27 protein-coding genes are annotated in these 26,984 nt (G+C 72.3%); 11 read left to right on the top strand and 16 right to left on the bottom strand.

Annotated elements, in window-relative coordinates:
• The first annotated feature begins 18 nt into the window (after window positions 1-18).
• Window positions 19-2,373, top strand: coding sequence for a beta-glucosidase (locus tag A3CQ_RS0119675; protein ID WP_020512664.1), 2,355 nt, complete (start codon window positions 19-21; stop codon window positions 2,371-2,373).
• Between the two features lies 1 nt (window position 2,374).
• Here the strand turns inward: A3CQ_RS0119675 and A3CQ_RS0119670 are convergent, their stop codons facing one another.
• Window positions 2,375-4,108 (bottom strand): ABC transporter ATP-binding protein, encoded by a 1,734-nt coding sequence (locus tag A3CQ_RS0119670; RefSeq protein ID WP_020512663.1) that lies wholly within the window; start codon window positions 4,106-4,108, stop codon window positions 2,375-2,377.
• On the bottom strand, window positions 4,105-5,637 hold the full coding sequence (locus A3CQ_RS0119665; protein ID WP_020512662.1) for an ABC transporter transmembrane domain-containing protein: 1,533 nt from the start codon (window positions 5,635-5,637) through the stop codon (window positions 4,105-4,107). The genes A3CQ_RS0119670 and A3CQ_RS0119665 overlap by 4 nt, the downstream gene beginning before the upstream one ends.
• 327 nt (window positions 5,638-5,964) lie before the next feature.
• Here A3CQ_RS0119665 and A3CQ_RS0119655 point away from each other — a divergent pair, with 327 nt between their 5' ends.
• Entirely contained in the window at window positions 5,965-6,348 is a 384-nt protein-coding gene (locus A3CQ_RS0119655; RefSeq protein ID WP_020512661.1) for an S-adenosylmethionine decarboxylase, read from the top strand.
• A gap of 2 nt (window positions 6,349-6,350) precedes the next feature.
• Window positions 6,351-7,190, top strand: a complete 840-nt coding sequence (locus A3CQ_RS0119650) for a hypothetical protein (protein ID WP_020512660.1) — start codon at window positions 6,351-6,353, stop codon at window positions 7,188-7,190.
• Window positions 7,191-7,194: 4 nt separating this feature from the next.
• Here A3CQ_RS0119650 and A3CQ_RS0119645 read toward each other — a convergent pair whose 3' ends face one another.
• The 3 genes from A3CQ_RS0119645 to A3CQ_RS53435 form a co-directional block, all read right to left on the bottom strand.
• Window positions 7,195-7,929, bottom strand: coding sequence for a 16S rRNA (uracil(1498)-N(3))-methyltransferase (locus tag A3CQ_RS0119645; RefSeq protein ID WP_020512659.1), 735 nt, complete (start codon window positions 7,927-7,929; stop codon window positions 7,195-7,197).
• Between the two features lie 7 nt (window positions 7,930-7,936).
• The gene (locus A3CQ_RS53440) at window positions 7,937-8,908 is read right to left on the bottom strand and encodes a serine/threonine-protein kinase (protein WP_084699145.1); all 972 of its coding nucleotides are present in this window, start codon (window positions 8,906-8,908) and stop codon (window positions 7,937-7,939) included.
• A 74-nt stretch (window positions 8,909-8,982) separates the two neighbouring features.
• Window positions 8,983-10,587, bottom strand: a complete 1,605-nt coding sequence (locus tag A3CQ_RS53435) for a serine/threonine-protein kinase (RefSeq protein ID WP_157296089.1) — start codon at window positions 10,585-10,587, stop codon at window positions 8,983-8,985.
• A 263-nt stretch (window positions 10,588-10,850) separates the two neighbouring features.
• On the opposite strand from A3CQ_RS53435, the gene A3CQ_RS0119630 reads away from it, so the two are divergent.
• The 3 genes from A3CQ_RS0119630 to A3CQ_RS0119620 are packed head-to-tail and all read left to right on the top strand — an operon-like array spanning window position 10,851 to window position 13,754.
• On the top strand, window positions 10,851-12,038 hold the full coding sequence (locus tag A3CQ_RS0119630; RefSeq protein WP_020512657.1) for a hypothetical protein: 1,188 nt from the start codon (window positions 10,851-10,853) through the stop codon (window positions 12,036-12,038).
• Window positions 12,038-12,658, top strand: coding sequence for a class F sortase (locus tag A3CQ_RS0119625; RefSeq protein ID WP_020512656.1), 621 nt, complete (start codon window positions 12,038-12,040; stop codon window positions 12,656-12,658). Before A3CQ_RS0119630 ends, A3CQ_RS0119625 begins: the two co-directional genes overlap by 1 nt.
• Complete coding sequence (locus tag A3CQ_RS0119620) at window positions 12,630-13,754, top strand: hypothetical protein (RefSeq protein ID WP_020512655.1); 1,125 nt, start codon at window positions 12,630-12,632, stop codon at window positions 13,752-13,754. Before A3CQ_RS0119625 ends, A3CQ_RS0119620 begins: the two co-directional genes overlap by 29 nt.
• A 7-nt stretch (window positions 13,755-13,761) precedes the next feature.
• On the opposite strand, the gene A3CQ_RS0119615 is transcribed toward A3CQ_RS0119620, so the two are convergent.
• Entirely contained in the window at window positions 13,762-14,424 is a 663-nt protein-coding gene (locus tag A3CQ_RS0119615) for a hypothetical protein (protein WP_026205902.1), read from the bottom strand.
• A gap of 33 nt (window positions 14,425-14,457) precedes the next feature.
• Complete coding sequence (locus A3CQ_RS0119610) at window positions 14,458-14,916, bottom strand: carboxymuconolactone decarboxylase family protein (protein WP_020512653.1); 459 nt, start codon at window positions 14,914-14,916, stop codon at window positions 14,458-14,460.
• A gap of 124 nt (window positions 14,917-15,040) precedes the next feature.
• On the opposite strand from A3CQ_RS0119610, the gene A3CQ_RS0119605 reads away from it, so the two are divergent.
• Window positions 15,041-15,865: a sigma-70 family RNA polymerase sigma factor gene (locus A3CQ_RS0119605; RefSeq protein WP_020512652.1), complete on the top strand. Its 825-nt coding sequence runs from the start codon at window positions 15,041-15,043 to the stop codon at window positions 15,863-15,865.
• On the opposite strand, the gene A3CQ_RS0119600 is transcribed toward A3CQ_RS0119605, so the two are convergent.
• Genes A3CQ_RS0119600 through A3CQ_RS0119580 form a run of 5 tightly spaced genes read right to left on the bottom strand, consistent with a single transcriptional unit; the run spans window position 15,854 to window position 19,965 of the window.
• Window positions 15,854-16,813: a quinone oxidoreductase family protein gene (locus A3CQ_RS0119600; protein WP_020512651.1), complete on the bottom strand. Its 960-nt coding sequence runs from the start codon at window positions 16,811-16,813 to the stop codon at window positions 15,854-15,856. The two genes, A3CQ_RS0119605 and A3CQ_RS0119600, sit on opposite strands and share 12 nt — an antisense overlap.
• On the bottom strand, window positions 16,810-17,172 hold the full coding sequence (locus A3CQ_RS0119595) for a hypothetical protein (protein WP_020512650.1): 363 nt from the start codon (window positions 17,170-17,172) through the stop codon (window positions 16,810-16,812). The genes A3CQ_RS0119600 and A3CQ_RS0119595 overlap by 4 nt, the downstream gene beginning before the upstream one ends.
• The gene (locus A3CQ_RS0119590) at window positions 17,169-18,032 is read right to left on the bottom strand and encodes a DODA-type extradiol aromatic ring-opening family dioxygenase (protein WP_020512649.1); all 864 of its coding nucleotides are present in this window, start codon (window positions 18,030-18,032) and stop codon (window positions 17,169-17,171) included. The genes A3CQ_RS0119595 and A3CQ_RS0119590 overlap by 4 nt, the downstream gene beginning before the upstream one ends.
• A 2-nt stretch (window positions 18,033-18,034) precedes the next feature.
• Window positions 18,035-18,829 carry a citryl-CoA lyase gene (locus A3CQ_RS0119585; RefSeq protein ID WP_020512648.1) on the bottom strand — a complete coding sequence of 265 codons (795 nt, stop codon included), beginning with the start codon at window positions 18,827-18,829 and terminating at the stop codon, window positions 18,035-18,037.
• A complete protein-coding gene (locus A3CQ_RS0119580) occupies window positions 18,811-19,965 on the bottom strand; it encodes a CaiB/BaiF CoA transferase family protein (protein WP_245577275.1) in 1,155 nt (384 codons plus the stop codon). Before A3CQ_RS0119580 ends, A3CQ_RS0119585 begins: the two co-directional genes overlap by 19 nt.
• Window positions 19,966-20,126: 161 nt before the next feature.
• Here A3CQ_RS0119580 and A3CQ_RS0119575 point away from each other — a divergent pair, with 161 nt between their 5' ends.
• The 3 genes from A3CQ_RS0119575 (at window position 20,127) to A3CQ_RS0119565 (ending at window position 22,721) form a co-directional block, all read left to right on the top strand.
• Window positions 20,127-21,533, top strand: a complete 1,407-nt coding sequence (locus tag A3CQ_RS0119575; RefSeq protein WP_020512646.1) for an amidohydrolase family protein — start codon at window positions 20,127-20,129, stop codon at window positions 21,531-21,533.
• A 9-nt stretch (window positions 21,534-21,542) separates the two neighbouring features.
• A complete protein-coding gene (locus A3CQ_RS0119570; protein WP_020512645.1) occupies window positions 21,543-22,346 on the top strand; it encodes an IclR family transcriptional regulator domain-containing protein in 804 nt (267 codons plus the stop codon).
• Between the two features lie 63 nt (window positions 22,347-22,409).
• Window positions 22,410-22,721 carry a hypothetical protein gene (locus A3CQ_RS0119565; RefSeq protein ID WP_026205899.1) on the top strand — a complete coding sequence of 104 codons (312 nt, stop codon included), beginning with the start codon at window positions 22,410-22,412 and terminating at the stop codon, window positions 22,719-22,721.
• Between the two features lie 128 nt (window positions 22,722-22,849).
• Here A3CQ_RS0119565 and A3CQ_RS0119560 read toward each other — a convergent pair whose 3' ends face one another.
• Together A3CQ_RS0119560 and A3CQ_RS62885 are read right to left on the bottom strand one after the other, a co-directional pair.
• Window positions 22,850-23,239 carry a nitroreductase family deazaflavin-dependent oxidoreductase gene (locus tag A3CQ_RS0119560; protein ID WP_211216649.1) on the bottom strand — a complete coding sequence of 130 codons (390 nt, stop codon included), beginning with the start codon at window positions 23,237-23,239 and terminating at the stop codon, window positions 22,850-22,852.
• Window positions 23,240-23,252: 13 nt separating this feature from the next.
• The gene (locus A3CQ_RS62885; RefSeq protein WP_020512642.1) at window positions 23,253-23,960 is read right to left on the bottom strand and encodes a MarR family winged helix-turn-helix transcriptional regulator; all 708 of its coding nucleotides are present in this window, start codon (window positions 23,958-23,960) and stop codon (window positions 23,253-23,255) included.
• A 104-nt stretch (window positions 23,961-24,064) separates the two neighbouring features.
• Between A3CQ_RS62885 and A3CQ_RS0119550 the strand changes: the two genes are divergently transcribed.
• Window positions 24,065-24,697, top strand: a complete 633-nt coding sequence (locus tag A3CQ_RS0119550; RefSeq protein WP_020512641.1) for an FMN-dependent NADH-azoreductase — start codon at window positions 24,065-24,067, stop codon at window positions 24,695-24,697.
• A gap of 74 nt (window positions 24,698-24,771) precedes the next feature.
• On the opposite strand, the gene dnaJ is transcribed toward A3CQ_RS0119550, so the two are convergent.
• The gene (gene dnaJ, locus A3CQ_RS0119545; RefSeq protein WP_020512640.1) at window positions 24,772-25,914 is read right to left on the bottom strand and encodes a molecular chaperone DnaJ; all 1,143 of its coding nucleotides are present in this window, start codon (window positions 25,912-25,914) and stop codon (window positions 24,772-24,774) included.
• Window positions 25,915-25,948: 34 nt separating this feature from the next.
• A complete protein-coding gene (hrcA, locus tag A3CQ_RS0119540) occupies window positions 25,949-26,971 on the bottom strand; it encodes a heat-inducible transcriptional repressor HrcA (protein ID WP_020512639.1) in 1,023 nt (340 codons plus the stop codon).
• Between the last annotated feature and the right edge of the window lie 13 nt (window positions 26,972-26,984).

Raw genomic sequence — 26,984 nt, 5'->3', positions numbered from 1 at the left:
AGATCTTAGGGTGAGTGAATGATCGAGATAGAGGACGTCATCAAGCGGCTGGACCTTGAGGAGAAGGTGTCGCTGCTGGCCGGGCAGGACTTCTGGTCGCTGCCGGCGATCGAGCGGATCGGACTGCGCTCGCTGGTGATGTCGGACGGGCCGATCGGGGTACGCGGGACGGGGTGGGCGCCGGACGATCCGTCGATCGCGCTGCCGAGCCCGACCGCGCTCGCGGCGGCCTGGGACCCGGAGCTGGCCGAGACGGCGGGCCGGCTGCTGGGACAGGAGGCACGGCGCAAGGGTGTGCACGTCCTGCTGGGCCCGACGGTGAACCTGCAGCGCACGCCGCTGGGTGGCCGGCATTTCGAGTGCTACTCGGAGGATCCGCTGCTCAGCGGCGAGGTCGCGGTGGGTTTCGTGCGCGGCGTGCAGGCGTACGGGGTCGGCACGACGGTGAAGCATCTGGTCGGCAACGACTTCGAGACCGACCGGATGGAGGTGGAAGTCCGGATCGACGAGCGGACGCTGCGGGAGATCTATCTGGCGCCGTTCGAGCGGGTGGTCGAGGCCGGTGGGTGGGGGCTGATGAGCGCCTACAACGGCGTGAACGGCTCGCCGATGGCCTCGAACGGCCGGCTGCAGGACGAGATCCTCAAGGGCGAGTGGGGCTTCGACGGGGTCGTCGTGTCGGACTGGCGGGCGGCGCGCTCGACGGTGGGCGCGGCGCTGGGCGGCCTGGACATCGCCATGCCGAAGCTGGAGAACCCGTGGGGTGCGGCGCTGGTGTCGGCGGTCCGGTCGGGCGAGGTGCCCGAGGACGTCATCGACGACAAGGTTCGCCGGGTGCTGCGGCTCGCCGTACGCGTGGGGGCCTTTGATGATTTGCCGGAGATCTCCGAAACGCTGGACGGCGACCGGATCGCACACGAGGTGGCCACCCGCTCGTTCGTGCTGGCCCGCAACGAGAACTTCACGCTGCCCCTGGAGGCGACCGGCCTGACCCGGGTCGCGGTGATCGGCGCGCTCGCGATGGACGCCCGGGTCCTCGGCGGCGGCAGCGCGCAGGTGTCCCCGCCGCACACGGTCTCGCCGCTGGAGGGCCTGGTCCGAGCCCTGCCGGGGGTGGATGTCGAGTACGCGGTCGGCGCCGACCCGCGCCCGTTCCTGCCGGCGCTGCACAGCCCGACCCGGGTGCTGGTCGGCGGCCACTCCTTTGGCGTCGATCCGGCGGCCGTCCGCTGGATCGGCTCGCTGCCGGGCGGCTTGGACCCCGCTCAGGTCGACGGCCTGCGCCTGGAGACGACCTACGTCCCGGACCGGAGCGGCGTGCACACGTTCGCGGTCTCCGGTTTCGGCACCTTCAAACTTTCGATCAACGGCGAGTCACGGTACGAGGGTTCGCTGCACCCGGCCGACGCCGGCCGGGCCGAGCTGCTGCTGTTGCCGCGCGAGCAGCGCGTCTCGGTCGAGTTGACGGCCGGCGTGCCGGTTCCGGTCGTGCTCGAGCAGACGATCGCCCGGGGCACGGCCCACACGGTCGCCACGACGCTGGGTCATCGCCCGCCGTCGCCGGACGAGGACGGGCTGATCGAGGAGGCGGTGCGGTTGGCCGCCGGGTCGGACGTGGCGGTGGTCGTGGTCGGCACGACGGAGCAGGTCGAGTCGGAGGGCTTCGACCGCACGTCGCTGGCGCTGCCGGGCCGGCAGGACGAGTTGGTGTCCCGGGTCGCCGCCGCGAACCCGCGCACGGTCGTGGTGGTGAACGCCGGCTCGCCGGTGCTGATGCCGTGGACGGACGAGGTGGCGGCGGTGCTGCTGACCTGGTTCCCCGGGCAGGAGGGTGGCGCCGCGCTGGCCGACGTGCTGCTCGGGGTCGCCGAGCCCGGCGGCCGGCTGCCGACGACCTGGCCGCGGGCGGAGGCGGACTGCCCGGTGCTGGCGATCGAGCCGCGGGACGGCGTGGTCGCCTACGACGAGGGAGTCTTCGTCGGCTACCGGGGCTGGCTGCGCTCCGGGAAGGACCCGCTCTACGCGTTCGGGCACGGCCTCGGCTACACGACCTGGCGCTACGACGAGATCGCGGTGAACGCGAGCGAGGCGGTGGTCACCCTCACCAACGCGGGCGCGCGCTCCGGCCGCGAGGTCGTGCAGGTGTACGTCGCACCGGCCGTCCCCGACGAGACGCGGCCGTTGCGCTGGCTCGCGGGGTTCGAGAACGTCGACGCCCACCCCGGCGAGACGGTCACCGTCCGCATCCCGCTGCCCCCGCGCACGTTCCAGGTCTGGGACGACGGCTGGCGCACCGTCCCCGGTGGATACACGGTGACGGCCGCGCACGCGGTGGACGATCCGCGCGTCTCGGCGGAGCTGACCGTCTCGTGAGTCACGACCGGGACTGCCACGCCTCCCACAGCTCGGCGTAGCGGCCCCGGTTGGCGGCCAGTTCCTCGTGGGTGCCCTCCTCGAGCACGACGCCGTGCTCGAGGACCACGATGCGGTCGGCCGTGGCGGCCTGGGTGAGACGGTGCGCGACCAGCAGCGTGGTGCGGCCGCGGGTGGCCGCCAGCGCCGACTCCTCCAGGGCGCGGGCGCCCGCGCTGCCGGCCTCGGCCGTGGCCTCGTCGAGGATCGCCACGGCCGGGTCGAGCAGCACGAGGCGGGCGAGGGCCAGCTGCTGCCCCTGGGCTGCGGTCAGCGGGTAGCCGCCCTCGCCGATCAGCGTGTGCAGGCCGTCGGGCAGTGCGGCGGCCCAGCGCAGGGCGCCGACGGTCGCGAGGGCGGCGCGCACCTCCTCGTCGGCCGCCCACGGGCGGGCCAGGCGTACGTCCTCGACGAGCGGGCCGGCGAACACGTGCGTCTCCTGGCTGATCACCGCGATGACGCCCGGTGCCAGCTCCCCGACGGGTACGCCGCCGGCGTACGCCGTACCGGATTGGGGGCGAAGGATGCCCGCGGCGATGGACGCCACCGTGGTTTTCCCGGCGCCGGTGGAGCCGACCAGCGCGACCCGCTCGCCCGGCGCGACCCGGAGGTTGATGTCGCGCAGCACCGGCACCCGCTCGTCGTAGGCGAAGCAGACGTGGTCGAGGGCGAGGTCGGCCTTGTCCAGCTTGATCGTGCCGGCCGGGGCGACCGGCAGCGTGCCCACGCCGACGAGCCGGGCCAGGCCCGCGCCGGCCTCCTGGATCTCGTCGAAGGTGAACAGGATCATCCCGATCGGGTTGAACAGGCGATGGAACAGCACGGCCGCGGCGGCGGTCTCACCGACCGTGACCCAGCCGGCCCGCACGAACCAGAAGCCGGCCACCAGGATCGTGGCCAGCCCGACCAGCTCGGCCCGGTTGATCCGGCCGACGAAGCGGGTGAACAGCGTGAACACGCCGATCGACAGGTCGCGGGCGCGGGCCGAGGCGCCGTCGATGGCGGTGAGATGCCGGTCCTCGATCCGGTACGCGTGCACGGTCCGCACGCCCTGCAGGCTCTCCATGAGCAGTTGCGAGCGGGCGCCGATCGCGGCGCGTTCCCGGGCGTAGATCGGCGCCGAACGCGGCAGGTACCAGCGCAGCGCGGCCAGGTACAGCGGCATGGCGGCGAGGCCGGCCAGCCCGAGCCGCCAGTCGAGACCGAACATGGCGGTGACGCTGAGCGCGGCCAGCAGGACGGCCGAGATGACCGTGGGCAGCACCTCGGCGGCGGCCGTGCCGATGGCGGCGACGTCGGCGCCGACGCGGGAGAGCAGGTCGCCGCGGCCGGCGCGGTCGAGCACGGTGGCGGGCAGCCGCAGCGCGATGCCGACCGTCTCCTCGCGCAGGGTGGCGAGGATCCGCTCGCCGAGGCGGCTGACCAGGGCCGTGGTGGCGCCGGACGCGACACCGCCGATCAGGGCGGCGGTCACCACCACGATCGCGATGGGGTAGAGCGCGGCCGGGCGGGCGCCGTTGCGTACGAGATCGACGAGCCGGCCCAGCGCGGTCACCGGCACCACCGACGCGGTCGCCGCGATCAGGCCGGCGGCGAGCGTGATCGCGAGTTCGAGGCGGCGGCTGCGCAGCTGGGCGAGCAGCCAGCCGCCGGTTTGGGCGGGTGTGGCCACCGGGAGCGAGGCCGGGCCGGTCACCGCAGCACCGTCGCACGGTATCCGGGGTCGGCCGCCGCGAGCGAGGCATGCGTGCCGGTGGCGACCACCTCGCCGTCGCGCATCACCACTACCCGGTCGGTGACCGCGAGCAGCGCGGGGCTGGTGGTGACGATCAGCGTGCCGAGCTGGGAGCCGGGACGGTGCCGCAGGTCGCGGATGCCGCGGGCGATCGCGTGCTCGGTGACCGCGTCGACCGCCGTGGTCGGGTCGTGCAGCACGAGCAGCCGGGGCCGGGCGAGCAACGCCCGGGCCAGGGCGAGGCGTTGCCGCTGGCCGCCGGAGAGGGCGGAGCCGCGTTCGGCGATGGCGTGGTCGAGCCCGTCCGGGTGGGCCGCCACGACGTCCTCGGCCGCCGACGCGCTCAGCACCCCGTCCAGACCGTTCTGTCCGGAGATCTCGGTCAAGATGATGTTCTCGCGGATCGTGCCGGAGAAGAGCTCGGGGTGGTGGGGCGCCACCAGGACGTCCGGCGAGCCGTCGTCGTAGAGCTGAAGCAGCGCGCTCGGGTCGGTCTCGACCACCACGCCGAGACATTCCCCGTCGGTCGGCAGCACCGGCGGATCGGCGGCTTCCTCGGTTCCCGGCCAGGCGCGCAGCACCTCGGCTATCCGGTCGGCCGAGGCCCGCGCGGTCGCGATCCAGCTCGGCGCCGCCGCCAGCGTGCCGAACGGCTCGCCCAGGAACGCGGCCAGCCCGATCACCGTGATCAGCTCGCCGGCGCTGATCCGCCCGGTCAGCGCGAACCACCCGGCCAGGATCGCGATCCCGCAGGCCAGCAGCGTGCTCACGGTGGTCGAGGCGGCCTGGAAGCCGCCCTGGGTGCGGGCCGCGAGCAGGGTGGCCCGCAACGATTCCCGGCTCACCTCGTGGTAGCGCGCGTCGGCGGCCTCCTGCGCGCCGATGCCGCGCAACGGGCGCAGGCCGGTGACCAGGTCGGTGGCGAGCGACGAGGCGCGCCCGGCGACCTCCTGCCGGACGGCGACCCGCCGGGTGATCAGTGGTGCCGCCCGCTGCAGCGCGACCAGCACGACCGGGGTTCCGATCAGGACCACAAGCCCCAGTGGTACGGAGATCACGCAGAGCCCGACCGCACTGACGGCCGTCGCCATCAGCGCGCCGAAGATCCGCGGCACGTAGTCGATCAGGTAGGACGCGTGGTCGGCGTCGGTCGTCGAGATGGTGAGCACGTCGCCGGTGCGCGCCTCGGCCCGCGGGTCGAGCACCTTGGCCGCGACCTCGAGGCGCAGCGCGTGCGACTCGTCGGCCAGCGCCCGCATCAGCTGCCGGGCGCCGTTCCGGTATGCCGTGGTGAGCAGCAGGAACAGCAGGCCGAGCAGTCCGACCCAGGTGACCAGCCGCAGCAGCGAGCCGGTCGACACGGCCAGGTCGACGGTCTCGCCGATGAGAATCGGCACGGTCGCCTCGCACGCCTGGTGCAGCCCGATCAGGACGCACCCGGCCAGCAGCCGCCATCGGTTGCGGGTCACCGCCCGCCACAGGACGCTCACCGCCGCTGCCGGACGAGATCCTCGGTGCTGCCCCGCCCGTGGTAATACCCGACCGTGATGTTCCGCGCGGCCAGAATCACCGCTTCCTCCCTCGCACGTGCAGCAGCCGGGTACCGACCTTGGCCCGGCGAATCGGCCAGATCAAGACCGGAGCACGGTCACGGTCCGCGCCAGGACCATGACGGAAGGCTAGCCTAACGGACCGCTTCGTCCATGATCAGAATGTGCGCTAACTCTCTGTAATGTCGACCGTGTTGACCCTGCGTAGTTTTTGGCTATAGTCGGATGAGTCCGATTCACCCCGTATGCCAGGCAGGATGGGTTCGCATGTCGCTCCCGATCACCACGCTCCGTAACAACGACGTCGACTACCGTGACTTGGCGCCGATGATTCACCGTCAGCGACTGGTGGTCGAGGGTTACCCGACATTTGTGATCACCGATGAGCACATCAAGGACTATCTGTCGAAGCTCTCGGTGGTGACCGACATGATCACGCTGATCGAGCCGGTGACCCACTGCAGCGATCTGTACGGCTGGGCCGGCTGGATCCATTGGGAGACGTCGGGCGCGCACTTCTACTCCTGGGAGCGCCCGGTCTCCTTCTTCAGCGTCGACATCTACACCTGCAAGGCCTTCGACCCGGCCGACGTCGTCGCGTTCACCGAGCAGTACTTCCGGACCACCGAGATCGTCGCGAAGGGCTTCTGACCATGAACTACGACCTCGACGAGACCGCGATGCGCCGGCTGACGGCGGCGGCCCTCACCACGTACCGCGACCGGCCCGGCCGCTTCCTGGCGCTGGCCGTCGCCGCGACCTCCCCGCTCGCCGACGTCGCCCGCACAGTTGAGCGGCTGGTCTTCGAGGAGTCGTTCGAGATGGACGTGCCCACGATGATCGCCGAGTACCGCCGGTACGAGGACGACAGCCTGTTCTTCCTGGTCCTCGACCGCCGGACGGGCCTGCCCGCCGGCGCGGCCCGGGTGATCGACGGCGGCGGCAAGACCCTCGACGACGCCCCGGCCCGCATCGACGTCGACCTGTCCACGATCGTCGCCCTGCACGGCCTGCACAGCGGCCGGATCTGGGACTTCGCCACGCTCGCGGTGCTGCCGGCGTACCGGGGCGGCCGCTCGGGCCTGGCCGTCAGCTCGCTGCTGTACCGGACGTTCCTCAACGCGGGACGGCTGGCCGGCGTCCGCCACCTCGTGGCCATGCTCGACTACCGGGCACACCGCAACCTCAAGCTGATCGGCGTCGAGTTCATGCCGATGGCCGGCTCGGAGCCCTTCGACTACCTCGGCTCGCCCTCGACCGAGGCCCTGCACACGCCGTTCCCCGAGCTCGTCCCCGCGATCGCCCGGCAGGCCGGCCGACTGCGCCGGCTCGGCGAGCCGTTCCACGGCAGCATCCGCGGGCGGGGCCTGCGCCGGCTGCTCACCCGGCGGATCGCGGCCCGTGTCGCCCACCAGATCTCCTCGGGCGACCGCCTCGACGAAAGCATCGTGCTGCCCGGCCTCGACCGCCGCCAGCTGGTGCGCGCGCTCTAGGGGGTTACCAGCGGCTGATTCGGGCGGAGAGCACCGACAGGGCGGCGACTCCGGCCGTCGAGGTCCGCAACACCTCGGGCCCCAGCCGCACCGCGACCGCGCCCGCCTGCTCGAACGCGACCCGCTCGGCGTCGGCGATGCCGCCCTCGGGCCCCACCACCAGCACGATCTCCCCGCTCGGCGGCAACTCGGCCGCGGCGAGCCGCACGGTCGCCTCCTCGTGCAGCACGAACGCGGCCCGCGCGTCGCCCAGCCGGGCCGCGACCTGCTTCGTCGAGCAGTCCGGGTCGCCGCCCACCACCGGCAGCCAGGCTCGGCGGGCCTGCTTGGCCGCCTCCCGCGCGGTGGACACCCACTTCTCCCGCGACTTGGCGCCGCGCTCGCCTCGCCACTGCGCCACCGACCGGGACGCCGCCCAGGGCAGGATCTCGTCCACCCCGATCTCGGTCATCGCCTGCACGGCGAGCTCGCCCCGGTCGCCCTTGGCGATCCCCTGCGCCACGACCAGCCTCGGGTCGGGCGCGGCGAGCGTCGAGCGGCCGGTCACCCGTACCTCGACGCTGCCCTTGCCGACGGCCGTGACCTCGGCGGTCGCGCTGCCGCCGCGCCCGTCGGCGAGGATCAGCGCCTCGCCGGCGCGCAGCCGCTGCACGGTCGCGGCGTGGTGGCCCTCGGGACCGGTCAGCGTATAGGACGGGCCGGCGGGCAGGTCGTCGACCAGGAAAAGGGGCGCGGACACCGGAGGATTATGCGCCGCCGGGCCGGTGCGACAGCACGGTGACCACCGCGAGCAGCGCCGTCACCAGGGCGGTGAGGACCGCGAACTCGACCCGCGACCGGCTCGGCGCCGCCGGCCACGGATGGGTCGCGGCCTTCTCGGCCGGCCGGCGCAGGATCGCGCTCAGCGCGGAACCGGCCTCGACCGCGGTGAGCCGGTCGTCCGGGTCGTGCCGCAGGAGGCCCGCGAGCACGCCGGTGAGCGGGCCGGCCTGCGACGGCGGGTCGGGCCGCTCCCCCGCGATCGCCAGCAGCGTGTCGTCGATCGTCGCGCGCGCGAACGGCGGCCGGCCCTCGACGGCGTAGTAGAGCGTGGCGCCCAGCGACCACAGGTCGGACTCGGGCGTCCCCTCGCCGTCGATCAGCCGCTCGGGCGCGAGGTACTTCGGCGAGCCGAGCACGATGCCGGCGGCGGCGAGCGCCCGCAGCCCCTCGACCGTGACGCCCGGGCCGAAATCGGTCAGCATCGCCCGGCCGTCGTCGGTGATCAGCACGTTGCTCGGCTTGATGTCCAGGTGCAGCAGCCCGGCCCGGCGCACGGCGAGCAGGCCGTCGAGCATGGCCAGGCCGATCTCGGCGACCCGGGTGGGCGGCAGCGGGCCGGACTCGTCGATCACGTCCTGCAGCGACCGGGACGGCACGTACTCCATGACGATCCACGGCGCCTCGTCGTCGGCGAGCACGTCGAGGGTGCGCACCACGTTCGGATGGCCGAGCCGGGACAGGAAGCGCGCCTCGCGGACCGTCCAGCCGAAGAAGAGGTCCGCGGCGTCGGGGGCAAGACCCTCCGGCAGGGCGCATTTCTTGATCGCCACGAGCCGGCCGTCGGCGCGGTCGCGGGCCAGCCACACGCGGCCCAGACCCCCGGCACCCAGCGGTTCTACGAGGCGGTAACGGTCGGCGACAAGCTGACCCGTCCTCGCCGGTGCTTCACTGGTCATTTACGGATGGTGCTAGCGATGTCACTCGGCGTACTCGATCCGGTGGTGCGGTGCGGACACCCACGCACCGTACGTCATTCGTCTGAAAGCGGCCTGAAGGTGACCACGATTTGATCCAAAATCGTGAGATCGCGGGCCCACTGGTCGCGCGGCGCCCGCCAGTCGAGGATGAAGACGCGGTCGCCGGACGGCTCGGGGATGACCAACTGCATGGCGCGCATCGCGCCGCTCGACTGGAGGTAGGTGAACTCCCACACCGCCTCGCCGGCGAAGACGGCCTCGTTCGGAGACATCTGCTCGATCCGGATCCGGCGGTACCCGGGCAGGCCGACCTTCGCCTCCTGGGCGGTCAGCGCGGCGACGGCATTGGCCGGAGCGGGCTCGGCCCGGACGGTCAGCAGCGGGCGACCCTGCGGTCCGAAGGCCGAGTCGACGCCCTTCGCCACGCTCCACTTCTGCGGCAGGGCGATCCGGTAGAGGCGGGGCGCGGTGTGCCAGGCGAAGCCGGGCGGCGGCAGGTCGGACACGTCGACCTGGACCCGGGGCTTGGCGGCGGACTCGCCGCCCGGCCGGGTCACCGCGAAGACGGTGATCAGCGCGACCAGCACGGCGAGGGCTCCGGCGAGCGCGGCGACCCGCCGGCGGGAGCGGCCCGGGCGGCGTGGCTGGCCCGGGCGGCGTGGGTGGCCCGGGCGGCGTGGGTGGCCCAGGCGGCGTGGGTGGCGCGGCGCGACCCTCGGGGAGGGCGCCGTCGGCTGCGGCGCCGTCGGCTGCGGCGCCCTCGTCTGCGGCACGCTCGGCTGCGGCACCCTCGTCTGCGGCACCCTCGCCTTCGGGGCGGGCAGCGCCGGCCGCTCGACCGGCTGCCGGATGACGGCCCGCAGCCCGTCCTCCACCGCGGGCGGGGCGAGCCGGTCGGCCGGGTCGATCCGCAGCAGGCCCGCGATCACCGGCTCGAGCGCACCGGCCCGGGTCGGCGGCTCGGGCGGCCCCTCGGTGATCGCCAGCAGCGTCGCGGCCGTGCTGTCGCGCACAAACGGCGGGTGCCCCTCGACCGCGTGGTAGAGGGTGGCGCCCAGCGACCACAGGTCGGACTCGGGCAGCGCCACCCCGTCGAAGAGCCGCTCGGGCGCCAGGTATTTCGGTGAGCCCAGGATGATGCCGGCCCTGGCCAGCGCCCGGACCCCCTCGGTGGTGACCGCCGGGCCGAAGTCGGTGAGCACCACCCGGCCGTCGTCGGCGATCAGCACGTTGCCCGGTTTGACGTCCAGATGCAGCAGGCCGACGCGGCGCACGGCGAGCAGCGCCTCGAGCACCGCCAGGCCGACACCGGCCACCCGGGCCGGCGGCAGCGGGCCGGACTCGTCGATCACCTGCTGCAGCGAGCGGGACGCCACGTACTCCATCACGATCCACGGGGTGTCCTCGCCGGGCAGGACGTCCAGCGTGCGCACCACGTTCGGGTGGCCGACCACGGCGAACGCGCGCGCCTCGCGAACCGTCCACACGCGGAAAAGATCCTGCTCGTCGGGGGTGAGGCCGTCGGGGATGGCGCATTTCTTGAGGGCGACCAGATCGTCGTCGGCCTCGTCGTGGGCGAGCCACACCCCGCCCATGCCCCCGGCGGCGAGCGGGCGCAGGAGGCGATAGCGCCCGGCCACGCGCTGCCCCACCGTCACCAATGCCGGTCACCCCGAAGATCAACGTGTGTCAGTAAGCAAACCCGACCGTACTGCATCGACGGTGGGTGTGGGGTCGGTCGCTCAGCGGACTCGCGCGCCTGGCGGCGTGGCGTTATGGTCGGCAGCGACTTCCTCCGTGGCGAAGCTGGGCGATGAGGCACATGCGGATTCCTGGATATGGTCGGCTCTGGCGGACGCTGCCTCTTCTCGGCGCCGGCCTGCTGTTTTGCACGCTCGCGACGGAGCCGGCGAGAGCGACCGTGCCCGCGACCGCCCCCGCGGCCGTGTTTCCGGCGCGATTTCAGGCGGCGCCGTCCGCGGCCGACCTGGCGATCCAGTTCGAGGCGCTGCTCGGGCAGCACTCGGTGCTCGCGGCCGACCTGATGCGCAGCCGCATCCGCGGCGACGACGACTTCGTCCAGGCGGCGAACGCCGCCCTCGGCAAGAACACTGCGGCCATGACCACGCTGGTCGGGCAGATGTTCGGCAAGGCCACGGCCGACAAGTTCAGTCCGATGTGGTCGGAACACGTGGTCGCGCTGTTCGCGTACGCGGGAGCGCTCGCGGCCCAGGACCAGGCGGCCAAGCAGGATGCACACGAGGAGCTCGTCGAGTACGAGCAGGAGCTGGGCGACTTCTTCGCGGGCGCCTCACACGGGCGGCTCTCCCAGGCAGCGGCCCGCGCGGCGATCGTCGAGCATGTCGGACATCTGACAGGCCAGGCCGACGCGTACGCGGCGAAGGACTACGCCACCGCCGACGCGATGTACCGGATGGGCTACCAGCACACGTACGACCTCGGGCTGGCCCTGGCGAACGCGCTGCTGCCGCCGGCCGACAGGGCGACCCTGCAGCAACCGCTCTGGCGGCTGCGCTCCCAGCTGGGCAAGCTGCTCGCCGAGCACGCCGCTCTGGTGGAAGACCTGACCCGGGCCGCGGTGACCCGCTCGCCCGATTTCGCCGCCTCCGGCGACATGCTCAACGGCAACACGAAGGATCTCGCCGCCGCCATCGACACGCTGTTCGGCGCGGCCGCGGCCAAGCAGTTCCAGCAGATGTGGGCCGACCACGTCGAGCAGCTGGTGGCGTACGCGAGCGCCACCGCCGCCGGCGACAAGGCCAAGCAGGACCAGGCCAAGGCCGCGATGGCCGGCATCGAGCAGCGGATGGGCACGTTCCTGGCCGGCGCGACCAGCAAGCGGATCAGCACCGGCGCGCTCACCACGGCCCTGCAGCACCACGACATGATGCTGATGAAGCACGCCGACGCGTACGCGGCCAAGGACTACGCCACCGCGCACGATGTCGCCTACGACACCTACCAGCAGATGTTCGACCTGGCCCGGACGATGGCCGACGCGTTCGGGGCCACGGTGGCGGCCCGGCTGCCGCGCGGCGGGGCGCAGACCGGGTTCGGCGGTATGGCCGCGGTCGTGGAAACTCGCTGATGCCCCCGTACGCCCGCCTTTCGGCGCTCGCCGCGCTCGGCCTGGCGGTGCTGGCCGTGGTCGCCGGGGCCTCGCCGCCACCGGCCGCGGTCGCGCGCTCGGCGCCCGCCGCCGGGCAGCAGCCGGCGGCGACGGACCCGTCCGCCGAGGCCTTCCACTCGGTCCGCACGTACGACACGGTGGGCGAGCCGGTGCGGCTGCGCATCCCCGCGCTCAAGGTGGACAGCAAGGTGGAACGCCTCGGCCTGCAGACCGACGGCACGATCGCGGTCCCGGCCCGTACCGACATCGCCGGCTGGTACGAGTACGGCCCGCGCCCCGGCCAGCCCGGCCCGGCCGTGATCCTCGGCCACGTCGACTCGCACACCGGTCCCGGCATCTTCATCGACCTCTACCGGGCCAAACCCGGCACGACCGTGCGGGTCGACCGCGCCGACGGCACCTCCGCGACCTTCAAGATCACCAAGATCGAGCGGGTTCCCAAGGTCCAGTTCCCCACCGACCTCGTCTACGCGCCCACCCTCGACCCCACGCTCCGGCTCGTGACCTGCGGCGGCAGCTTCGACCGGTCTCGCGGAAGCTATCGGGACAATGTCATCGCGTTCGCCGAGCCGGCCTGAGCGGCGCCGCCTCGGGGCGGCGCTCACGGCACTGCTCACGGCGCTGCTCGCGGCGCCGCTCGTCGGCGCACGCCCGGCGGCCGCGGCGGTCCCGCTGCCGCTGCCGGTCGCGGGGGTGCTCAGCGGGGGCGGCGAGACGGCCGTGGTGATCGACCTGAGCGCCAGCAACGGCGCCGGCAAGCGCAGCGTCGCGGTCACGGTGAACGGTCAGAGCCAGCGCGCCGACCTGGTACCGGTGATGTCCGACGGCCTGGCCGTCACGATCGTGGTGGACGCCTCGACGAAAGGCGCCGCGACGCTGCCGGCCTGGCTGAGCGCCGCCGCCCGGTTCATCCTCGAGGCGCCGACGAGCACCCAGGCCGTGGTGATCCCCGACCGCAAGCCGGCCGCCGCGGCCACCGCGCCGCTGCGCGGGCCGTCCGGCGTGGTCGGCGCGCTCACCGCGATCCGGGCCGACGGCGACCGGGACACGGAAACGGCCCTGACGCTGGCCCGCGGCCAGTTCCCGCGGGCCGAGACCGGCCGCCGGGTGGTCGTCATGTACACGTCGGCGGCCGACGCCGGCGGGGTGCGCGCCGCCGATCTGGCCGACGACTTCCGGGCGGCCGGCACCATCCTCGTGGTGGTCGGCACGGCCGCGGCCAGCGGTTTCTGGTCGGGCGCGGCCGCGGCGACCGGCGGTTTCTTCGCCCCGGCCGGCGAGCCCGTGGTGGTGCCCGCCCTCGACCAGGTCGAGTCCACCCTGCGCGACCGCTACCTGGTGTGTTTCGCGACGCCGCCCAAACTGCCGGCCACGGTCTCCCTGCGGGTCGACACCGGCGACCTGACGCTGACCGGGGAGGCGGTGGTACCGGCCCTGGGCGGCAACGACGACAGCACGCCGGTCACCCGGACGATCGTCGGGACCATGCTGATCGCGGTCGGGCTCGCCACCCTGGTGGCGATCGTCATCCTTCTCATCGCGCTCGGCCGCCGGCCGCGCCCGGTGGCCGGTCCGCCGGCGCTGACCAGCGTCTTCATCGGGCGGGCCGGGGTGCCCCAGGCCGCGCGGGGGCGCGCCGTCGTGCCGCGGGAGCACGGAACGCCCTGGTCGTGAGCGACCGTCAGGAATCGGCCTCGCGGTGCTTGCGGGACTGCTCACGCACCCGGGTCAGCGCGTTGTCCCACTCGTCGGGCGGGGCGTCGACGTCGCGCCGGCCGCTGAAGTAGTCGGAGTGGGTGATCACCGCCCAGCCGAGCGCCACCAGCGCGGCCAGCGACACGAGCACCTGCAGGCCCTGCACGATGTCCTCGGCCCAGGAGTACCACCCCGGGTAGAGCAGGGCCCGCACCAGCGGCTCACGGTCGCTGATCTGGGAGCCGTGCAGGTCGGCGAAGTACGCCGCGAGCGTGCGCGGCTCGGTCGAGTCGGCGCCCACCCCGATCACCCCGGCCAGGGTGGCCACCGCGCCGGTCACCAGCGCCGCGGTGCGGGCCCAGATGCTCCCGCGCAGGAGCCAGATGCCCAGGCACCCGTACGCGATGCAGACCAGCCCGAGAATCACGTCCAGTATCGCGCCGAGCCGCCCGCGCAGCAGGGCGGGCGGCTCGATTCCGTAGTCGGCTTGGATCTTGTCGAGCAGCGCCATCAGCTGATGTGCCTCCGACGTGCCCCACCAGTGCAGTTCCAGCAGCCCGTCGACCAGCAGCAGCAAGCCGACCGGCGCGACCGCCATGGTCAGCACCGCCGCCAGCCGCACGGTGCGCGGTGCGTCAGTCCCCGTCATGCCGCGCATGGTAGTCCCGCACGCGGCATCGACTCATCCCCAATTCTGCGGAGCGGGCTGCCGGGTCGTGACATTGATGCGGTTGAAGAAGTTGGTCGTCGCGATCCACAGCACGATCGCCGCCAGCTGCTTCTCGTCGAAATGCTTCGCGGCCTCGTCCCAGATCTCGTCGGGCACCGCGTCGGCCTTGTCGGCGAGCCGGGTGGCGTACTCGGCGAGCGCCAGCGCGGCCCGCTCGGCGTCGGTGAAGTACGGGGTCTCCCGCCACACCGGCACCGCGAACAGCCGGTCGTCCGTCTCGCCGGCCTTGCGCATCTCGCGGGCGCCCGAGTCGACGCACGGGCCGCACCCGTTGATCTGGCTGGCCCGCAGGTGCACGAGCCCCAGAATGGCGGGGTCGACCCCGGCCGAGTTGGCCGACTTGTAGAGGATGTTGACCGCCTTGACGGTTTCCGGAAGCAGACCGGCGGGGTTCTCGAGACGAGCAGTCATGATCCTTCTCCTTGCGTTTCGCGAGCCGCCGTCACATCGGCGCGCTCTGTTTCGTCGGTCTGTAGACGAAGCGCGTACAAGGAATGTGACCGATGTGGCATAGGCCACAAAGGGGGCAGAACAGATGGACGACACGGCGTTGGCCGAGCGGTTCGAAGAGAACCGGCCGCGACTGCGAGCGGTCGCGATGCGGATGCTCGGCTCGGTCGCCGAGGCCGACGACGCGGTCCAGGAGGCGTGGCTGCGACTCAGCCGCACCGGCGACGCCGAGGTGGACAACCTCGCCGCCTGGCTCACCACGGTGATCGGGCGGATCTGCCTCGACATGCTGCGGCAGCGCACGGCCCGCCGCGAGGACGATTACGACACCGAGCCGCCCACCGCCGAGGTCACTCCCGAGGACGAGGCGATGCTCGCCGACTCGGTCGGCCTGGCGCTGCTGGTCGTGCTGGACACGCTCACCCCGGCCGAGCGGCTCGCATTCGTGCTGCACGACCTGTTCGCGGTCTCGTTCGAGGAGATCGCCCCGGTCGTCGGCCGCTCGCCGGACGCGACCCGTCAGCTCGCCAGCCGGGCCCGCCGCCGGGTGCGCGCCACCCCGTCGGCCGGCTCGCCCGCCGACCGCCGGCTGGTCGACGCGTTCATCGACGCCTCCCGCGGCGGCGACCTGGGCACGCTGCTCACGCTGCTCGACCCGGACGTCGAGATGCGGATCGGCCCGGTCAGCCAGCGGCGCGGCGCCGACGTGGTCGCCCGCTTCTTCTCCGGACGCGCGCAGGCCGCCCGCCCGGCCCTGCTCGACGGCGCGCTCGGCATCGCGATCGTGGTCGGCGACGGCCTCAAGGCCGCGCTCCGCGTCACCACCGACGGCAGCCGCATCACCGTCCTCGAGGCCATCACCGACCCGACCCAGCTCGCCGCCCTCGACGTCGAGCTGCTAAAGGACTAGGACGATCCGGCCGTCGGTGTCGTCGGTGGCCTGGCGCTCCCAGGCCTCGGCGACATCGGCGAACGGCACCAGCTCGTGCGCCACCGTCAGGCGGCCGTCGGCGGCGAACGCGGCGACCTCGGCGAGCGACTCGGCCCGTTGGGCCACCGAGAGCGCGTTGTTGGTGTAGCCGAGCACCCGCAGCGAGCCGCTGCGCAGCGTGGCCGAGTCGATCGGCGCGGTCGGCGACGCCGAGCTGCCCAGGTTGACCAGCCGGCCGCCCGGGCGCAGTACCCGCAGCGCGGCGGCGGCCGGCACCCCGAAGACCGGGTCGAGCACCAGGTCGGCCGGGCCGGACGCATCGCGCAGCCGGTCGGCCAGCGACATCGGGTCGTCGTCGGGCAGCAGCTGCACGGCCTCCTCGGCGCCGAGCCGGACCGCCCGTTCGAGCGCCTCCGGCCGGCGGGACACGGCGATCACCCGGCCCGCGCCGGAGAGCAGGGCCAGCTGGATCGCGGCCTGGCCGACCACGCCGCCGGCCCCGAGCACCACGACCGTCTCCCCCGGCGTCAGCCCGCCGGTACGCGTCAGCGCCGAGTGCGCCGCCACCGCGGAGAGCCCGAGCGCCGCGATCAGCGGCAGCGGCACGCCCCGGGGCAGCGGCACCACGTCCACGTACGGCACCGAGACGGCCGCGGCCATGCTGCCGTCGCCCGGCCGCATCCCGGCCGAGGTGGCGAACCACACCGGCGTGCCGTCGTCCCGGTAGCCGACCCCCTGCACACCCGGCACGTACGGGGTGGCCGGCAGGCCGAAGTAGCTGGTGCCGGTGGCGCACAGCAGGTCGAGCGGGGTGATCGGCGCGGCCGCCACGGTGATCGGCACCTCGCCCGCGCCCGGCACCGGCGCCGGCCGTTTCTCCAGCGCCGGCGGCCGGCCGCAGATGCGCAGCACGGCCGCGGGGATCATGTCGCGATGTCCGGGTAGGGCAGCGAGAAGTGGGCCATCCGCGCGCCGAACGCCTTCTGGTACTCCAGCGGCTCGGTGTTGTCCCGCTCGAACATCGCGATGAACAGCGTCAGCGTGAGGAACGGGTGCGCGCCCAGCTCGAACAGCTTGCAGTGGTCGTGCTCGATCAGCGCCGACCGCTCCTCGTCGGTGAGGCGCTGCCAGGTGCTCGCCTCCGGCGTGGGGCAGTTGAGCAGCGCGTTCGAGAGGGACTCCTCCCACCACGTGACGAGCTCGCGCGGATCAGCACGGTAGCGCTCGACGAGTGAGGGGTCGCGGTCCACCGTGTACAGGAACTTGTTCAGCAAATACTTGCTCATGCCGGAACTCCGTTCGGGTACCAGGTGAAGTAAGCCTCCATCGTGTGGAACAGGTCAAGGTTGTCGACGTAGTCGGCCTTCGCCCCGGGCCCGGCCACGCCCATCATCAGCATGAAGTCCATGAAGCCGTGGGTGGCGTTGCCCGGCGCGTGCAGGCTCTCCAGCGACACCTCGCGCAGGCAGCTGTCCAGGTCGCCGGAGGCGATCCACTCGACCGCCTTACGGTCGAACTCGGGGTCGGGCCCGTGCGGCCCGAACTGCCGCGGCCCGCCGAGCTCGAGCGACAGGTGCCCGGTACCGATGATCGCGACTCGCAGGTGCGACGGCCACTCCTCGACGATCTTGCGGATCGCCGAACCGAGCGCCACGAACCGGGACGGCTGCGGCAGCGGCGGCGCGAAGATGTTCGTGTAGATCGGCACGATCGGCAGGTCGGCCTCGGGCCGCAGCGTGATGATCGGGCAGGTGACGCTGTGGTCGATCCGCAGCTCGTTGCTGAACGCGAGATCGAAGCCCGCGTCCAGCCCGGCCCGCAGGATGTGCGCCGAGAGGTCTTCCTGGCCTTTGAGCAGCATCCGCGGCAGGCCGAACTCGCGCTCCTCGTTGTACCAGTTCGCGTCGTAGAACGGCGCCTTGCCGACCAGGAACTGCGGCATGTTGTCCAGCCACAGCTGGTGGAAGTGGTCGGAGCCGACCATCACCAGCACGTCCGGGTTGGCCCGGGTCAGCGTCTCCCGGAACGCGGTGATCTTCCGGACCCACTCGTCGGCGAACGGCGGCCGGTCCTCGCCGGTGGACGTGCTGGCGCGGTAGTAGAACGGATGGTGCGTCGAGGCGATGACCGCGACGATGCTGGCCATAGTCAGTCCTCTCGTGTTCCGGGAAGGGGTTCGTAGACGGCGTTCCGGTCGACGGCGAGATAGATCTGGTTCGCGATCGGCCGCCGGCGCTCCTCGGCGAGCTGGCCGAGCAGCCCGGCGCAGCGGGCCAGCAGGGCGAAACCGCGCAGCAGATCGGTGGGCAGGCCCAGGTCGGCCAGCGCGGCGCCGCAGACGCCGGCGCCGTTGAGCGGCAGCCGGCGCCCGAGGACCGAAGGGTGCACCCGGCCGATCGCCTCGAAGAGCCGCAGGTGCGGGCCGCGCAGCCCCTCCTCCTCGGCGATCGCGATCAGCACGGGCGTACGCGGGTCCTGCTCCTTGTGCACCGGGTGGCCGAGGCCGGGGATGAACCGCTTCTCGTCGCGGGCCTTGCGGACGGCATCGAGCGCGATCACGTCGTAGTCCTTCTCGGTCCCCGCGGCGACCAGCGTGTCGGCGAGGAACCGGCCGCAGTCCTCGGTCACGCCGAGGAAGCGCGACCCACCGCCGAGCAGTCCGGCGGCGAGGGCGCCCTGGAGCGAGTCCGGCGCCGAAAGGTACGTGAGCCGGGCCGCGATCGCCGTCGGCGTGAAGCCGTGGTCGGCCAGCGCGACCAGCACCGCCTCGAACAGCCGCACCTCCCCCGCGCTCGGCCGCCGCCCCGCGACCAGCCAGAACGCGAGCTCGCCGAACCCGACCTTGCCCATCAGGTCGGCCGCGAGATCCTGCCCCAGCAGCGAGATGGTGTCGGAGGTCGACGTGCCCAGCCCGGTCGGAAAGCTCAGTTCTGACGAAGCCACGCGCGGATCTCCTCACCGTGCTCGTCGAGCCCGGGCGGCGGCAGCTCGTACGCCGCCGGGGTCTCGGAGAATGTGATCGGGTTGCGGACGGCGGGCACGCCACCGGCGTCGATGACCGGGTTCAGGCCGAGCTCCGAGGCGAGGGCCACGCCGCCGTCGATCGTGTTGATCGGCGCGCACGGCACGCCGGCCGCCAGCAGGTCGCGGAACCACTCGTCCTTGCCTCGCTTGCCGAGCCGCTCGACGAGAATCGGCCGCAGCTCCTCCCGGTTCGCCGTACGGTCCTGGTTGCGGCGGAAGCGCGGGTCGTCCGGCAGGTCGGGCAGGTCCAGCACCTGGCACAGCTTGCGGAACTGTCCGTCGTTGCCGGCGATCACGATGAGCTCGCCGTCGGCGGTGGGCAGCGGCTCGTACGGGAAGAGGCTGGGGTGTGCGTTTCCCATCCGGAACGGGATCGTCCCGCCGGCCACGTACCCGCTGGAGTGGTTGACCAGGCCGGACAGCGCCGACGAGAGCAGGTTGACCTCGACGTGCTGGCCACGGCCGCTCGTGCCGCGGTGGTGCAGGGCGGCCAGGATGCCGATCGTGGCGTGCATGCCGGCCATCACGTCGAAGACCGAGATCCCGGCGCGGAAGGGCGGCCCGTCCGCATCACCCGTAAGACTCATAAGTCCAGAAATAGCCTGTACCATCAGGTCGTATCCCGGCATTTCGGCACCCGCACCCGACCCGAACCCGCTGATGCTGGCGTAAATGATCTTCTCATTGACCGCGGCCACCGATGCGTAATCAAGACCGAACCGCCCCAAACCACCCGGCTTGAAGTTCTCGATCATCACATCGGCCCGCCGGGCGAGCTCCTGCGCCGCCGCCCGGTCCGCAGGGTCCTTCAAATTGAGCGCAATAGACCTTTTGTTCCGGTTTATGCCGAGGTAGTACGTCGACACCCCGTCGCGCACCGGTGGCATCCAGGTGCGGGTGTCGTCCCCGCCCGGTCCTTCCACCTTGATCACCTGCGCGCCGAGATCGGCGAGCAGCATCGTCGCGTACGGCCCGGCCAGGATCCGGGAGAAGTCGGCCACCAGCAGACCGTGCAAAGGACCCTGCGCCATCATCACCGCCCGTTCTGCGGACACTCGTCCGCCGAGTCAGCTTGCGCTGTGGGAGCACGCCTGTCAACGGGCGCTTCATCTCCCCGAAACAAAGTCTTGACCAGGAAGGTGACCGGGAGCACACTGGCGCCATTCGCCCTGCCCGCTGTGCGGACAGTGGTCCGAAACCCGTGAAAGGATGGGCGATGAGCGACAGCGACCGGCCGGTGATCTTCAAGAACGGCCTGGTTCTCACCATGGACGACGCGCACACGGTCCTGCAGAACGCCGACGTGCTGATCATTGACGGACGCATCGCCGAGGTCGGGCCGAGCCTGGCCGCGCCCGAGGGCGCCGTCGAGATCGACGCGACGGGCGGCATCGTGATGCCCGGCATGGTCGACACGCACCGGCACATGTGGCAGACCGCCATGCGCGGGTACGGCGCCGACTGGACCCTCACCCAGTACTTCGTCTGGTACTACCTCGAGTCCGGCAAGCTGTTCCGCCCCGAGGACATCCACGCGGGCAACCTGCTCGGCGCGATCGAGGCCATCGACTCCGGCGTCACCACCACCGTCGACTGGTCGCACGGCCTGCAGACCACCGACCACGCGGATGCGGCCGTCGACGCGCTCGAGGCGGTGCCCGGCCGGTTCGTCCTCGCCTACGGCAACATCCAGCAGGGCCCGTGGGAGTGGTCGACCTCCGACGCGTTCCGCGACTTCTACCGCCGCCGGATCGACGGCGGCAAGCTGGCCGGCTTCCAGCTGGCGTTCGACATCCCCGGCGACCCGGCGTTCCCGGAGAAGGCGGCCTTCGAAGTGGCCCGCGAGCTCGGCGCCGCGGTCACCACGCACGCCGGTGTGTGGGGCGTCACCACCGACGACGGCATCCGGCTCATGTTCGAGAACGGGTTCATGTCGCCCGGCAACGTCTACGTGCACGCCGCCTCGCTGAGCAGCGACTCGTACCAGCGGATCGCCGCCACCGGCGGCTCGGTGTCGGTCTCCACCGAGAGCGAGCAGAGCGCCGGCCAGGGCTACCCGCCCACCTGGGTGCTGCGGCAGCACGATGTCCCGGTGTCGCTGTCGATGGACACCAGCGTGTGGTGGAGCGGCGACCTGTTCTCGGCGATGCGCACCACGCTCAGCGCCGACCGGGCCCGTGAGCACCTCGAGGCGCACGGCAAGAAGGAGACCGTCACCCACCACCACCTGCGGGCCGAGCAGGTCGTCGACTGGGCCACCCGCGGCGGCGCCAAGGCGCTCGGGATGGACTCGTCGATCGGCGCGCTCACCCCCGGCCGCCAGGGCGACGTGGTGCTCATCAAGAACGACGCCTCGCCCGCCATGTTCCCGGTGCTCAACCCGTACGGTCATGTGGTCTTCCAGGCCCAGCGCGGCGACGTCGACACGGTCGTCGTGGGCGGCCGGATCGTCAAGCGCGACGGCAAGCTCGTCGACGCCGACGTGGCCGCGGCCCGCGCCAAGGTCGGCGCCACCGTCGACTACCTGCGCGAGACGATGGGCGAGGAGGCCTGGCTGCGCGGCATGAACCCCGACATCCCCGAGGCCCGGATCCTGCACAACCCTTATCAGTACACCAAGTAGGGTCCCGTCATGACCGACAGCGGAAGGGGCGCCGGACCCGACTTCATCGAGGCCCTTGCCCGTGGCCTCGGCGTCCTGCGCTCCTTCCGCTCCGGCACGCCCACCCAGACCCTCAGCGAGATCGCCGCCCGGACCGGCCTGGCCCGCCCCACGGTCCGCCGCATCCTCATCACGCTGGAGGCTCTCGGCTACGTGCGCGGCGCCGACCGTGGCTACGCCCTGACCCCGCGCGTGCTCGACCTCGGCATGGCGTACGTGAACGCCCTGAGCATGTGGGACGTCGCCCGCCCGCACATGGAGAAGCTGGTGGCGCAGACCAACGAGTCCACCTCGATGGCCCAGCTCGACGGCGGCGACATCGTCTACGTGGCCCGCGTGGCCGTCCCGAAGATCGTCACTCTCGCCGTCACCATCGGCACCCGCTTCCCCGCCCCCGCCACCTCGATGGGCAAGGTGCTGCTGGCCGCTCTCCCCGCCGCCGACCTGCCCGCCGTCCTGGCCGAGCCCTCCCGCTCCGGCATCACCCCGCGCTGGCAGCCCACGGCCGCCGAGCTCGACGCGTCCCTGCGCGAGGTGCGCGCCAAGGGCTGGGCCCTGGCCGACCAGGACCTCGCCCCCGGCATCCGCTCGGTCGCCACGGGGGTCCGCGACGGCGACGGCAACGTGGTGGCCGCCATCAACGTCACCGTCCACGCCGCCGAGACCTCGGTCGAGACGCTGCTGGAAGGGCACCTCCCCAAGCTCCTGCGCACCGCCGCCGACATCAGCCACGACTGGTCCCTGACCGCCGCGGTCCCCGCCGTCACCGTCTAACGTGATTCGTCCACATGGCTCTCCGGCGTGCGCTCGCTCACCCGTCGTGCCAGGGTTGATTTCGTGAAGCAGGTGGACGACCTCTTCGACCCCCCGCCCGACCGCTGGGGCCTGCGCGGCGACCCCTGGGTGTGGCAGGCGATGCGCGACCACCTCACCGGCACGTATCTGCCGCCCTCACTCGGCGAGGTCGAGGCCATGCTCTACGCCGCGTTCAACCGCCTGGTCGGCGTGGATCTGGCCACCGAGATCGAGCCCATGGTCTTCCGCGAGGAGTTCGCCCACGGCGGCATGTCCTCCGGCCAGGTCCACCTCGACACCTGGCGCGCCGAGCTTCTCCCCCTGCTGGTCGACCGGGCCAGGACCAAGATCTAAACCCTTCGCCGGTACGCGTCCAGAAAAGTCCCAGCTTCACAGCGCGACCATCTGCCGCCCAGGGCCGCAGCGCGACTCTCGCGTGTAGCGGTGGTCCGGCTTCCCAAACGCGCACTTCTCAAGTGGGCTCAGGAAGCGCGCCGGAGCAGCCGAAAGTCGCGACGACGCATCAGCCGCAGCACGAACGCCGCCGGATGGCCGAAGGCCCGCATCCCCACCTCGGGCGGACACACCTCGATCCGGTCGATCGCATACGTGACCCCGCCGACCACGACCTCGCACCGCCCGGCCGCCATCACGTTCCGATACCACGACACGTCCGGCCCGTACGTCAGCTCGGCCACGAAGTCGTCCCCGAGCCGAGCCAGCAACAACGGCGTCTCGTAGGCCCGGCCGGTCTTCCGCCCCACGTGCCGCACCAGCGCGAACGGCCCACGCCCCGCCCGCGCCAACCGGACCGTACCCCGGTTGAGCGTGTTCTTGATCAGCCAAAGCCAGGCGTCGCGCAGCCCCCTCACCGCAGCCGGGCCCTCAACCGGCCTCGGCCCCCGCGGCAGCGCCGGCATGCGCATCCGCGGCGTCCTCGGCACTCACACAGGCTTCGTCGAGCGCGGCCGTACAAGGCGACTCCGCGACAGCCTCGACGATGGCCCGGTCAATCGCAGCGGAGCACGCCCCCACCTCATGCGCCACGCCGAGCCCCGCACTGGCCTCCGCCGCCGCCTCGACGATCGCCTGGTCGAGAGCGGCCGCCATCTCGGGAGTTGCCGCCTCCAGCAACTGCCGGGTGATCTGCCGCAGCTGCCCCACCTGCTCGGGCGTGATCGCGTCGAAGACCAGGCGCCGCGCCTCGCGGACGTGGCCGGGCGCCGCGGCCTCCAGCGCCGCCATCCCCTTCTCGGTGAGCATCGCCTCGGTGCAGCGGACCTCGCCGTTGCGCACCTCGCGCCGCACCCACCCCTGCCGCTCGAGCCGGCTGACCGCGTGCGACAGGCGCGAGGCCGAGCCGCCCGCGAACAGGGCCAACGTGTTCATCCGCACGGCCCGGCCCGGCCGGCGGGAGAGCGAGGAAAGGATCGAGTACTCGAAGAAGTTGAGCCCCGAATCCCGCTTGAGCTGGGCATCGATCGCGGTCGGCAGGCTCATGAGCAGGGCGATCAGGGTCATCCAGGCGCCACGCTCGTCGTCGGCGAGCCAAGGAGCCGCGGTGTCCTGCGGCGGCGTCGTGGTGTTTGTCACCACTGAAGGGTACCCGTCTTGAACATTCAACACCGGCCGTGGCAAGCTTCATCGTGTTGAACATTCAACACTCGTTTCGAACCGTTCCAAGGGAGCGTTTTGCCGTGACCGTTCTTCGCATCGACGCCAGCATCCAGGGCCCCCGCTCGGCCAGCAGCGAGCTCGCCGACATCGCCGAGGCCGAGTGGCTGGCCGTCCGGCCGGAGACCACGTTCGTGCGCCGCCACCTCGGCGCCGACCCGCTGCCCTCGGAGGCATGGGCGACCGCCATCCACGCCCAGTTCACGCCCGAGGAGCAGCGCACCGAGGCGCAGCGCGAGGCCCAGCGCCTGGCGGCGACGCTCGCCGCCGAGGTGCAGGCGGCCGACGCCGTGATCCTCGCGCTGCCGCTCTACAACTACGGCGTCTCGCAGCACGTCAAGACCTGGATCGACCTGACCATCGCCGGCTCGACGCCCGGCACGCAGCTGCTGCAGGGCAGGCCCGCCCTGGTGCTGACCACCCGCGGCGGCGGCTACGGCCCGGGCACGCCGCGCGAGGGCTGGGACCACAACACGGCGTACCTGCGCCGCATCGTCGGCGATGTCTGGGGAGCCGATCTCACCCTGGTCGAGCGCGAGCTGACCCTGGCCGGCGTCAACCCGGCCATGGACCCCTTCATCGAGGCCGCCGAGCTGCTCAAGAAGGCCGCCCACGAGGCCGCCACGCAGGCCGGCCGCGAGCTGGCCACCCGCTGAGACGAAGCACGCGCCGGCGCCCAGGCCGGTAAGAGACGGTGGGACGCAACCGACGGTTGCGTCCCACCGAGCGTCTAGTGACCGTTGAAGGCGTCTCGCATGCGGCTGAAGAAGCCGCCCTGCTTGCTCAGCTCGGCGACGTCCTCCCCGCGGGTCTTGGCGAACTCGCGGAGCATCCGCTCCTGCTCGGCGGTCAGTTTCGTCGGGGTCTTCACGTCCAGGTGGACGAAGAGGTCGCCGCGGCCCTGACCGCGCAGGTGCGGGACGCCCTTGCCGCGGATGCGCAGCGTGCTGGCCGGCTGGGTGCCCGACTTGACCTCGATGGCCTCCTCGGAGTCCAGCGTCTTGATGGTCAGCCGGGTGCCGAGCGCGGCCGCCGTCATCGGGAGCGTGACCCGGCAGTGCAGGTCGTCGCCCTTGCGCGAGTACACGTCGTGCGGGCGCTCGTGGATCTCGACGTACAGGTCGCCGGCCGTGCCGCCGCCGGGGCCGACCTCGCCCTGCTGGGCCAGGCGGATGCGCATGCCGTCCTCGACGCCGGCCGGGATCTTCACGGTGAGCGAGCGGCGGGTGCGGACCCGGCCGTCGCCGGCGCAGGTCGGGCAGGGGTGCGGGATGACCGTGCCGTGGCCCTGGCAGGTGGAGCAGGGGCGGGACGACACGACCTGGCCCAGGAACGTGCGCTGCACGCTCTGCACCTCGCCGCGGCCGCCGCACGTCTCGCAGGTGGCCAGGTGGGTGCCGGGCGCGGTGCCGGCGCCGGAGCACTGGGTGCACAGGACCGCCGTGTCGACGGTGATCGGGGCCTCGACACCGAACGCCGTCTCGACCAGGTCGAGCTCGAGCCGCAGGATCGCGTCGGCGCCGGGACGGGTGCGCGGGCGCGGGCCGCGGGTGCCGCCGCCGGCCGCCGTGCCGAAGAAGGCGTCCATGATGTCCTGGAAGCCCACGAACGGGCCGCCCGGACCGCCGGGACCGCCCGGGCCCATGCCGCCGCCCGGTGCGAGAGGGTCGCCGCCGAGGTCGACGATCTGCCGCTTCTGATCGTCGGAGAGAACCTCGTACGCCGCGTTGATGTCCTTGAACTTCTCGGCCGCTTCCGGGTCGGGGTTGACGTCGGGGTGGTACTGCCGAGCCAGCTTCCGGTAGGCGCGCTTGATCTCGTCGTCTGTCGCTTCCCGGCTCACGCCGAGAATGCCGTAGTAATCCTTGGCCACGGGGTTTGGAGTCCTCAATGTCAGCGCGATTCCGTCAGTTCTGTGCCAGCAGGTCGCCCACGTAGCGTGCCACCGCGCGCACCGTGGCGATCGTGCCGGGGTAGTCCATCCGGGTGGGCCCGAGCACACCGAGCCCACCAACGATAGTCGTCCCTGGCCCGTAACCCGTGCTGACCACCGAGGCCGACCGCAGGTTGTCTATCTCGTTCTCGTCGCCGATGCGCACCCTGGTCTTGCTGGGCTCCAGGTCGCCGATGAGCTTGAGCAGGATGACCTCCTCCTCGAGGGCCTCGAGCACGGGGCGGAGCGTGCCCTGGAAGTCCAGCACACCTCCCCGCGTCAAGTTCGCCGTTCCGGCGAGCATCAGACGCTCCTCGTTCCGCTCGACCAGAGTCTCGAGCAGCACGCTGGCCAGGCAGGCCATCGTGTTGCGACTGTCGGGCGTGCAGTCGTCGACCAGGCTCTGCACCAGCGGCGGGGTGTCGGACAGGCGCTGGCCGCCGAGTTTCTCGTTGACCTTGCGGCGCAGGGTGGTCACGTCGTCGGCGTGGACCGGCCCGGGCAGCTCGACCAGGCGCTGCTCGACCCGCCCGGTGTCGGCGATCATCACGAGCATCAGCCGGGTCGTGGAGATCGGCACGAGCTCGAGATGGCGCACGGACGAGCGGGCGAGCGACGGGTACTGCACGACGGCGACCTGGCGGGTCAGCTGGGCGAGCAGGCGCACCGTGCGGTGCACCACGTCGTCGAGGTCGACGGCGCCGACCAGGAAGCGCTCGATCGCCCGGCGCTCGGCCGGGCTGAGCGGCTTGACCTTGGAGAGGCGGTCGACGAACAGGCGGTAGCCGGCGTCGGTGGGGACCCGGCCGGCGCTGGTGTGCGGCTGGCGGATGTACCCCTCCTCCTCCAGCACGGCCATGTCGTTACGCACGGTAGCCGGGGAGACACCGAGCTGGTGGCGCTCGACCAGCGCCTTGCTGCCGACCGGCTCCTGCGTCTCGACGTAGTCCTCGACGATGGCCCGCAGAACCTCGAGCTTGCGGTCATCGAGACTCATATGACCCCTCCCT

Source organism: Paractinoplanes globisporus DSM 43857 (assembly GCF_000379645.1).
GTDB lineage: Bacteria > Actinomycetota > Actinomycetes > Mycobacteriales > Micromonosporaceae > Actinoplanes > Actinoplanes globisporus.
The sequence above is the reverse complement of the archived record's forward strand: the minus strand, read 5'-3'. Positions and strand labels throughout refer to the sequence as shown.

What these genes read in the sequence shown, in the direction of transcription:
- A3CQ_RS0119590 (WP_020512649.1), bottom strand. Translation starts at nt 18,032, where the DNA reads ATGGCCAGCATCGTCGCGGTCATCGCCTCGACGCACCATCCGTTCTAC.
- A3CQ_RS0119625 (WP_020512656.1), top strand. Translation starts at nt 12,038, where the DNA reads ATGCCCCCGTACGCCCGCCTTTCGGCGCTCGCCGCGCTCGGCCTGGCG.
- hrcA (WP_020512639.1), bottom strand. Translation starts at nt 26,971, where the DNA reads ATGAGTCTCGATGACCGCAAGCTCGAGGTTCTGCGGGCCATCGTCGAG.
- A3CQ_RS0119615 (WP_026205902.1), bottom strand. Translation starts at nt 14,424, where the DNA reads ATGACGGGGACTGACGCACCGCGCACCGTGCGGCTGGCGGCGGTGCTG.
- A3CQ_RS0119575 (WP_020512646.1), top strand. Translation starts at nt 20,127, where the DNA reads ATGAGCGACAGCGACCGGCCGGTGATCTTCAAGAACGGCCTGGTTCTC.
- A3CQ_RS0119675 (WP_020512664.1), top strand. Translation starts at nt 19, where the DNA reads ATGATCGAGATAGAGGACGTCATCAAGCGGCTGGACCTTGAGGAGAAG.
- A3CQ_RS0119610 (WP_020512653.1), bottom strand. Translation starts at nt 14,916, where the DNA reads ATGACTGCTCGTCTCGAGAACCCCGCCGGTCTGCTTCCGGAAACCGTC.
- A3CQ_RS0119605 (WP_020512652.1), top strand. Translation starts at nt 15,041, where the DNA reads ATGGACGACACGGCGTTGGCCGAGCGGTTCGAAGAGAACCGGCCGCGA.
- A3CQ_RS0119655 (WP_020512661.1), top strand. Translation starts at nt 5,965, where the DNA reads ATGTCGCTCCCGATCACCACGCTCCGTAACAACGACGTCGACTACCGT.
- A3CQ_RS53440 (WP_084699145.1), bottom strand. Translation starts at nt 8,908, where the DNA reads ATGACCAGTGAAGCACCGGCGAGGACGGGTCAGCTTGTCGCCGACCGT.
- A3CQ_RS0119650 (WP_020512660.1), top strand. Translation starts at nt 6,351, where the DNA reads ATGAACTACGACCTCGACGAGACCGCGATGCGCCGGCTGACGGCGGCG.
- A3CQ_RS0119595 (WP_020512650.1), bottom strand. Translation starts at nt 17,172, where the DNA reads ATGAGCAAGTATTTGCTGAACAAGTTCCTGTACACGGTGGACCGCGAC.
- A3CQ_RS0119570 (WP_020512645.1), top strand. Translation starts at nt 21,543, where the DNA reads ATGACCGACAGCGGAAGGGGCGCCGGACCCGACTTCATCGAGGCCCTT.
- A3CQ_RS0119600 (WP_020512651.1), bottom strand. Translation starts at nt 16,813, where the DNA reads ATGATCCCCGCGGCCGTGCTGCGCATCTGCGGCCGGCCGCCGGCGCTG.
- A3CQ_RS0119620 (WP_020512655.1), top strand. Translation starts at nt 12,630, where the DNA reads ATGTCATCGCGTTCGCCGAGCCGGCCTGAGCGGCGCCGCCTCGGGGCG.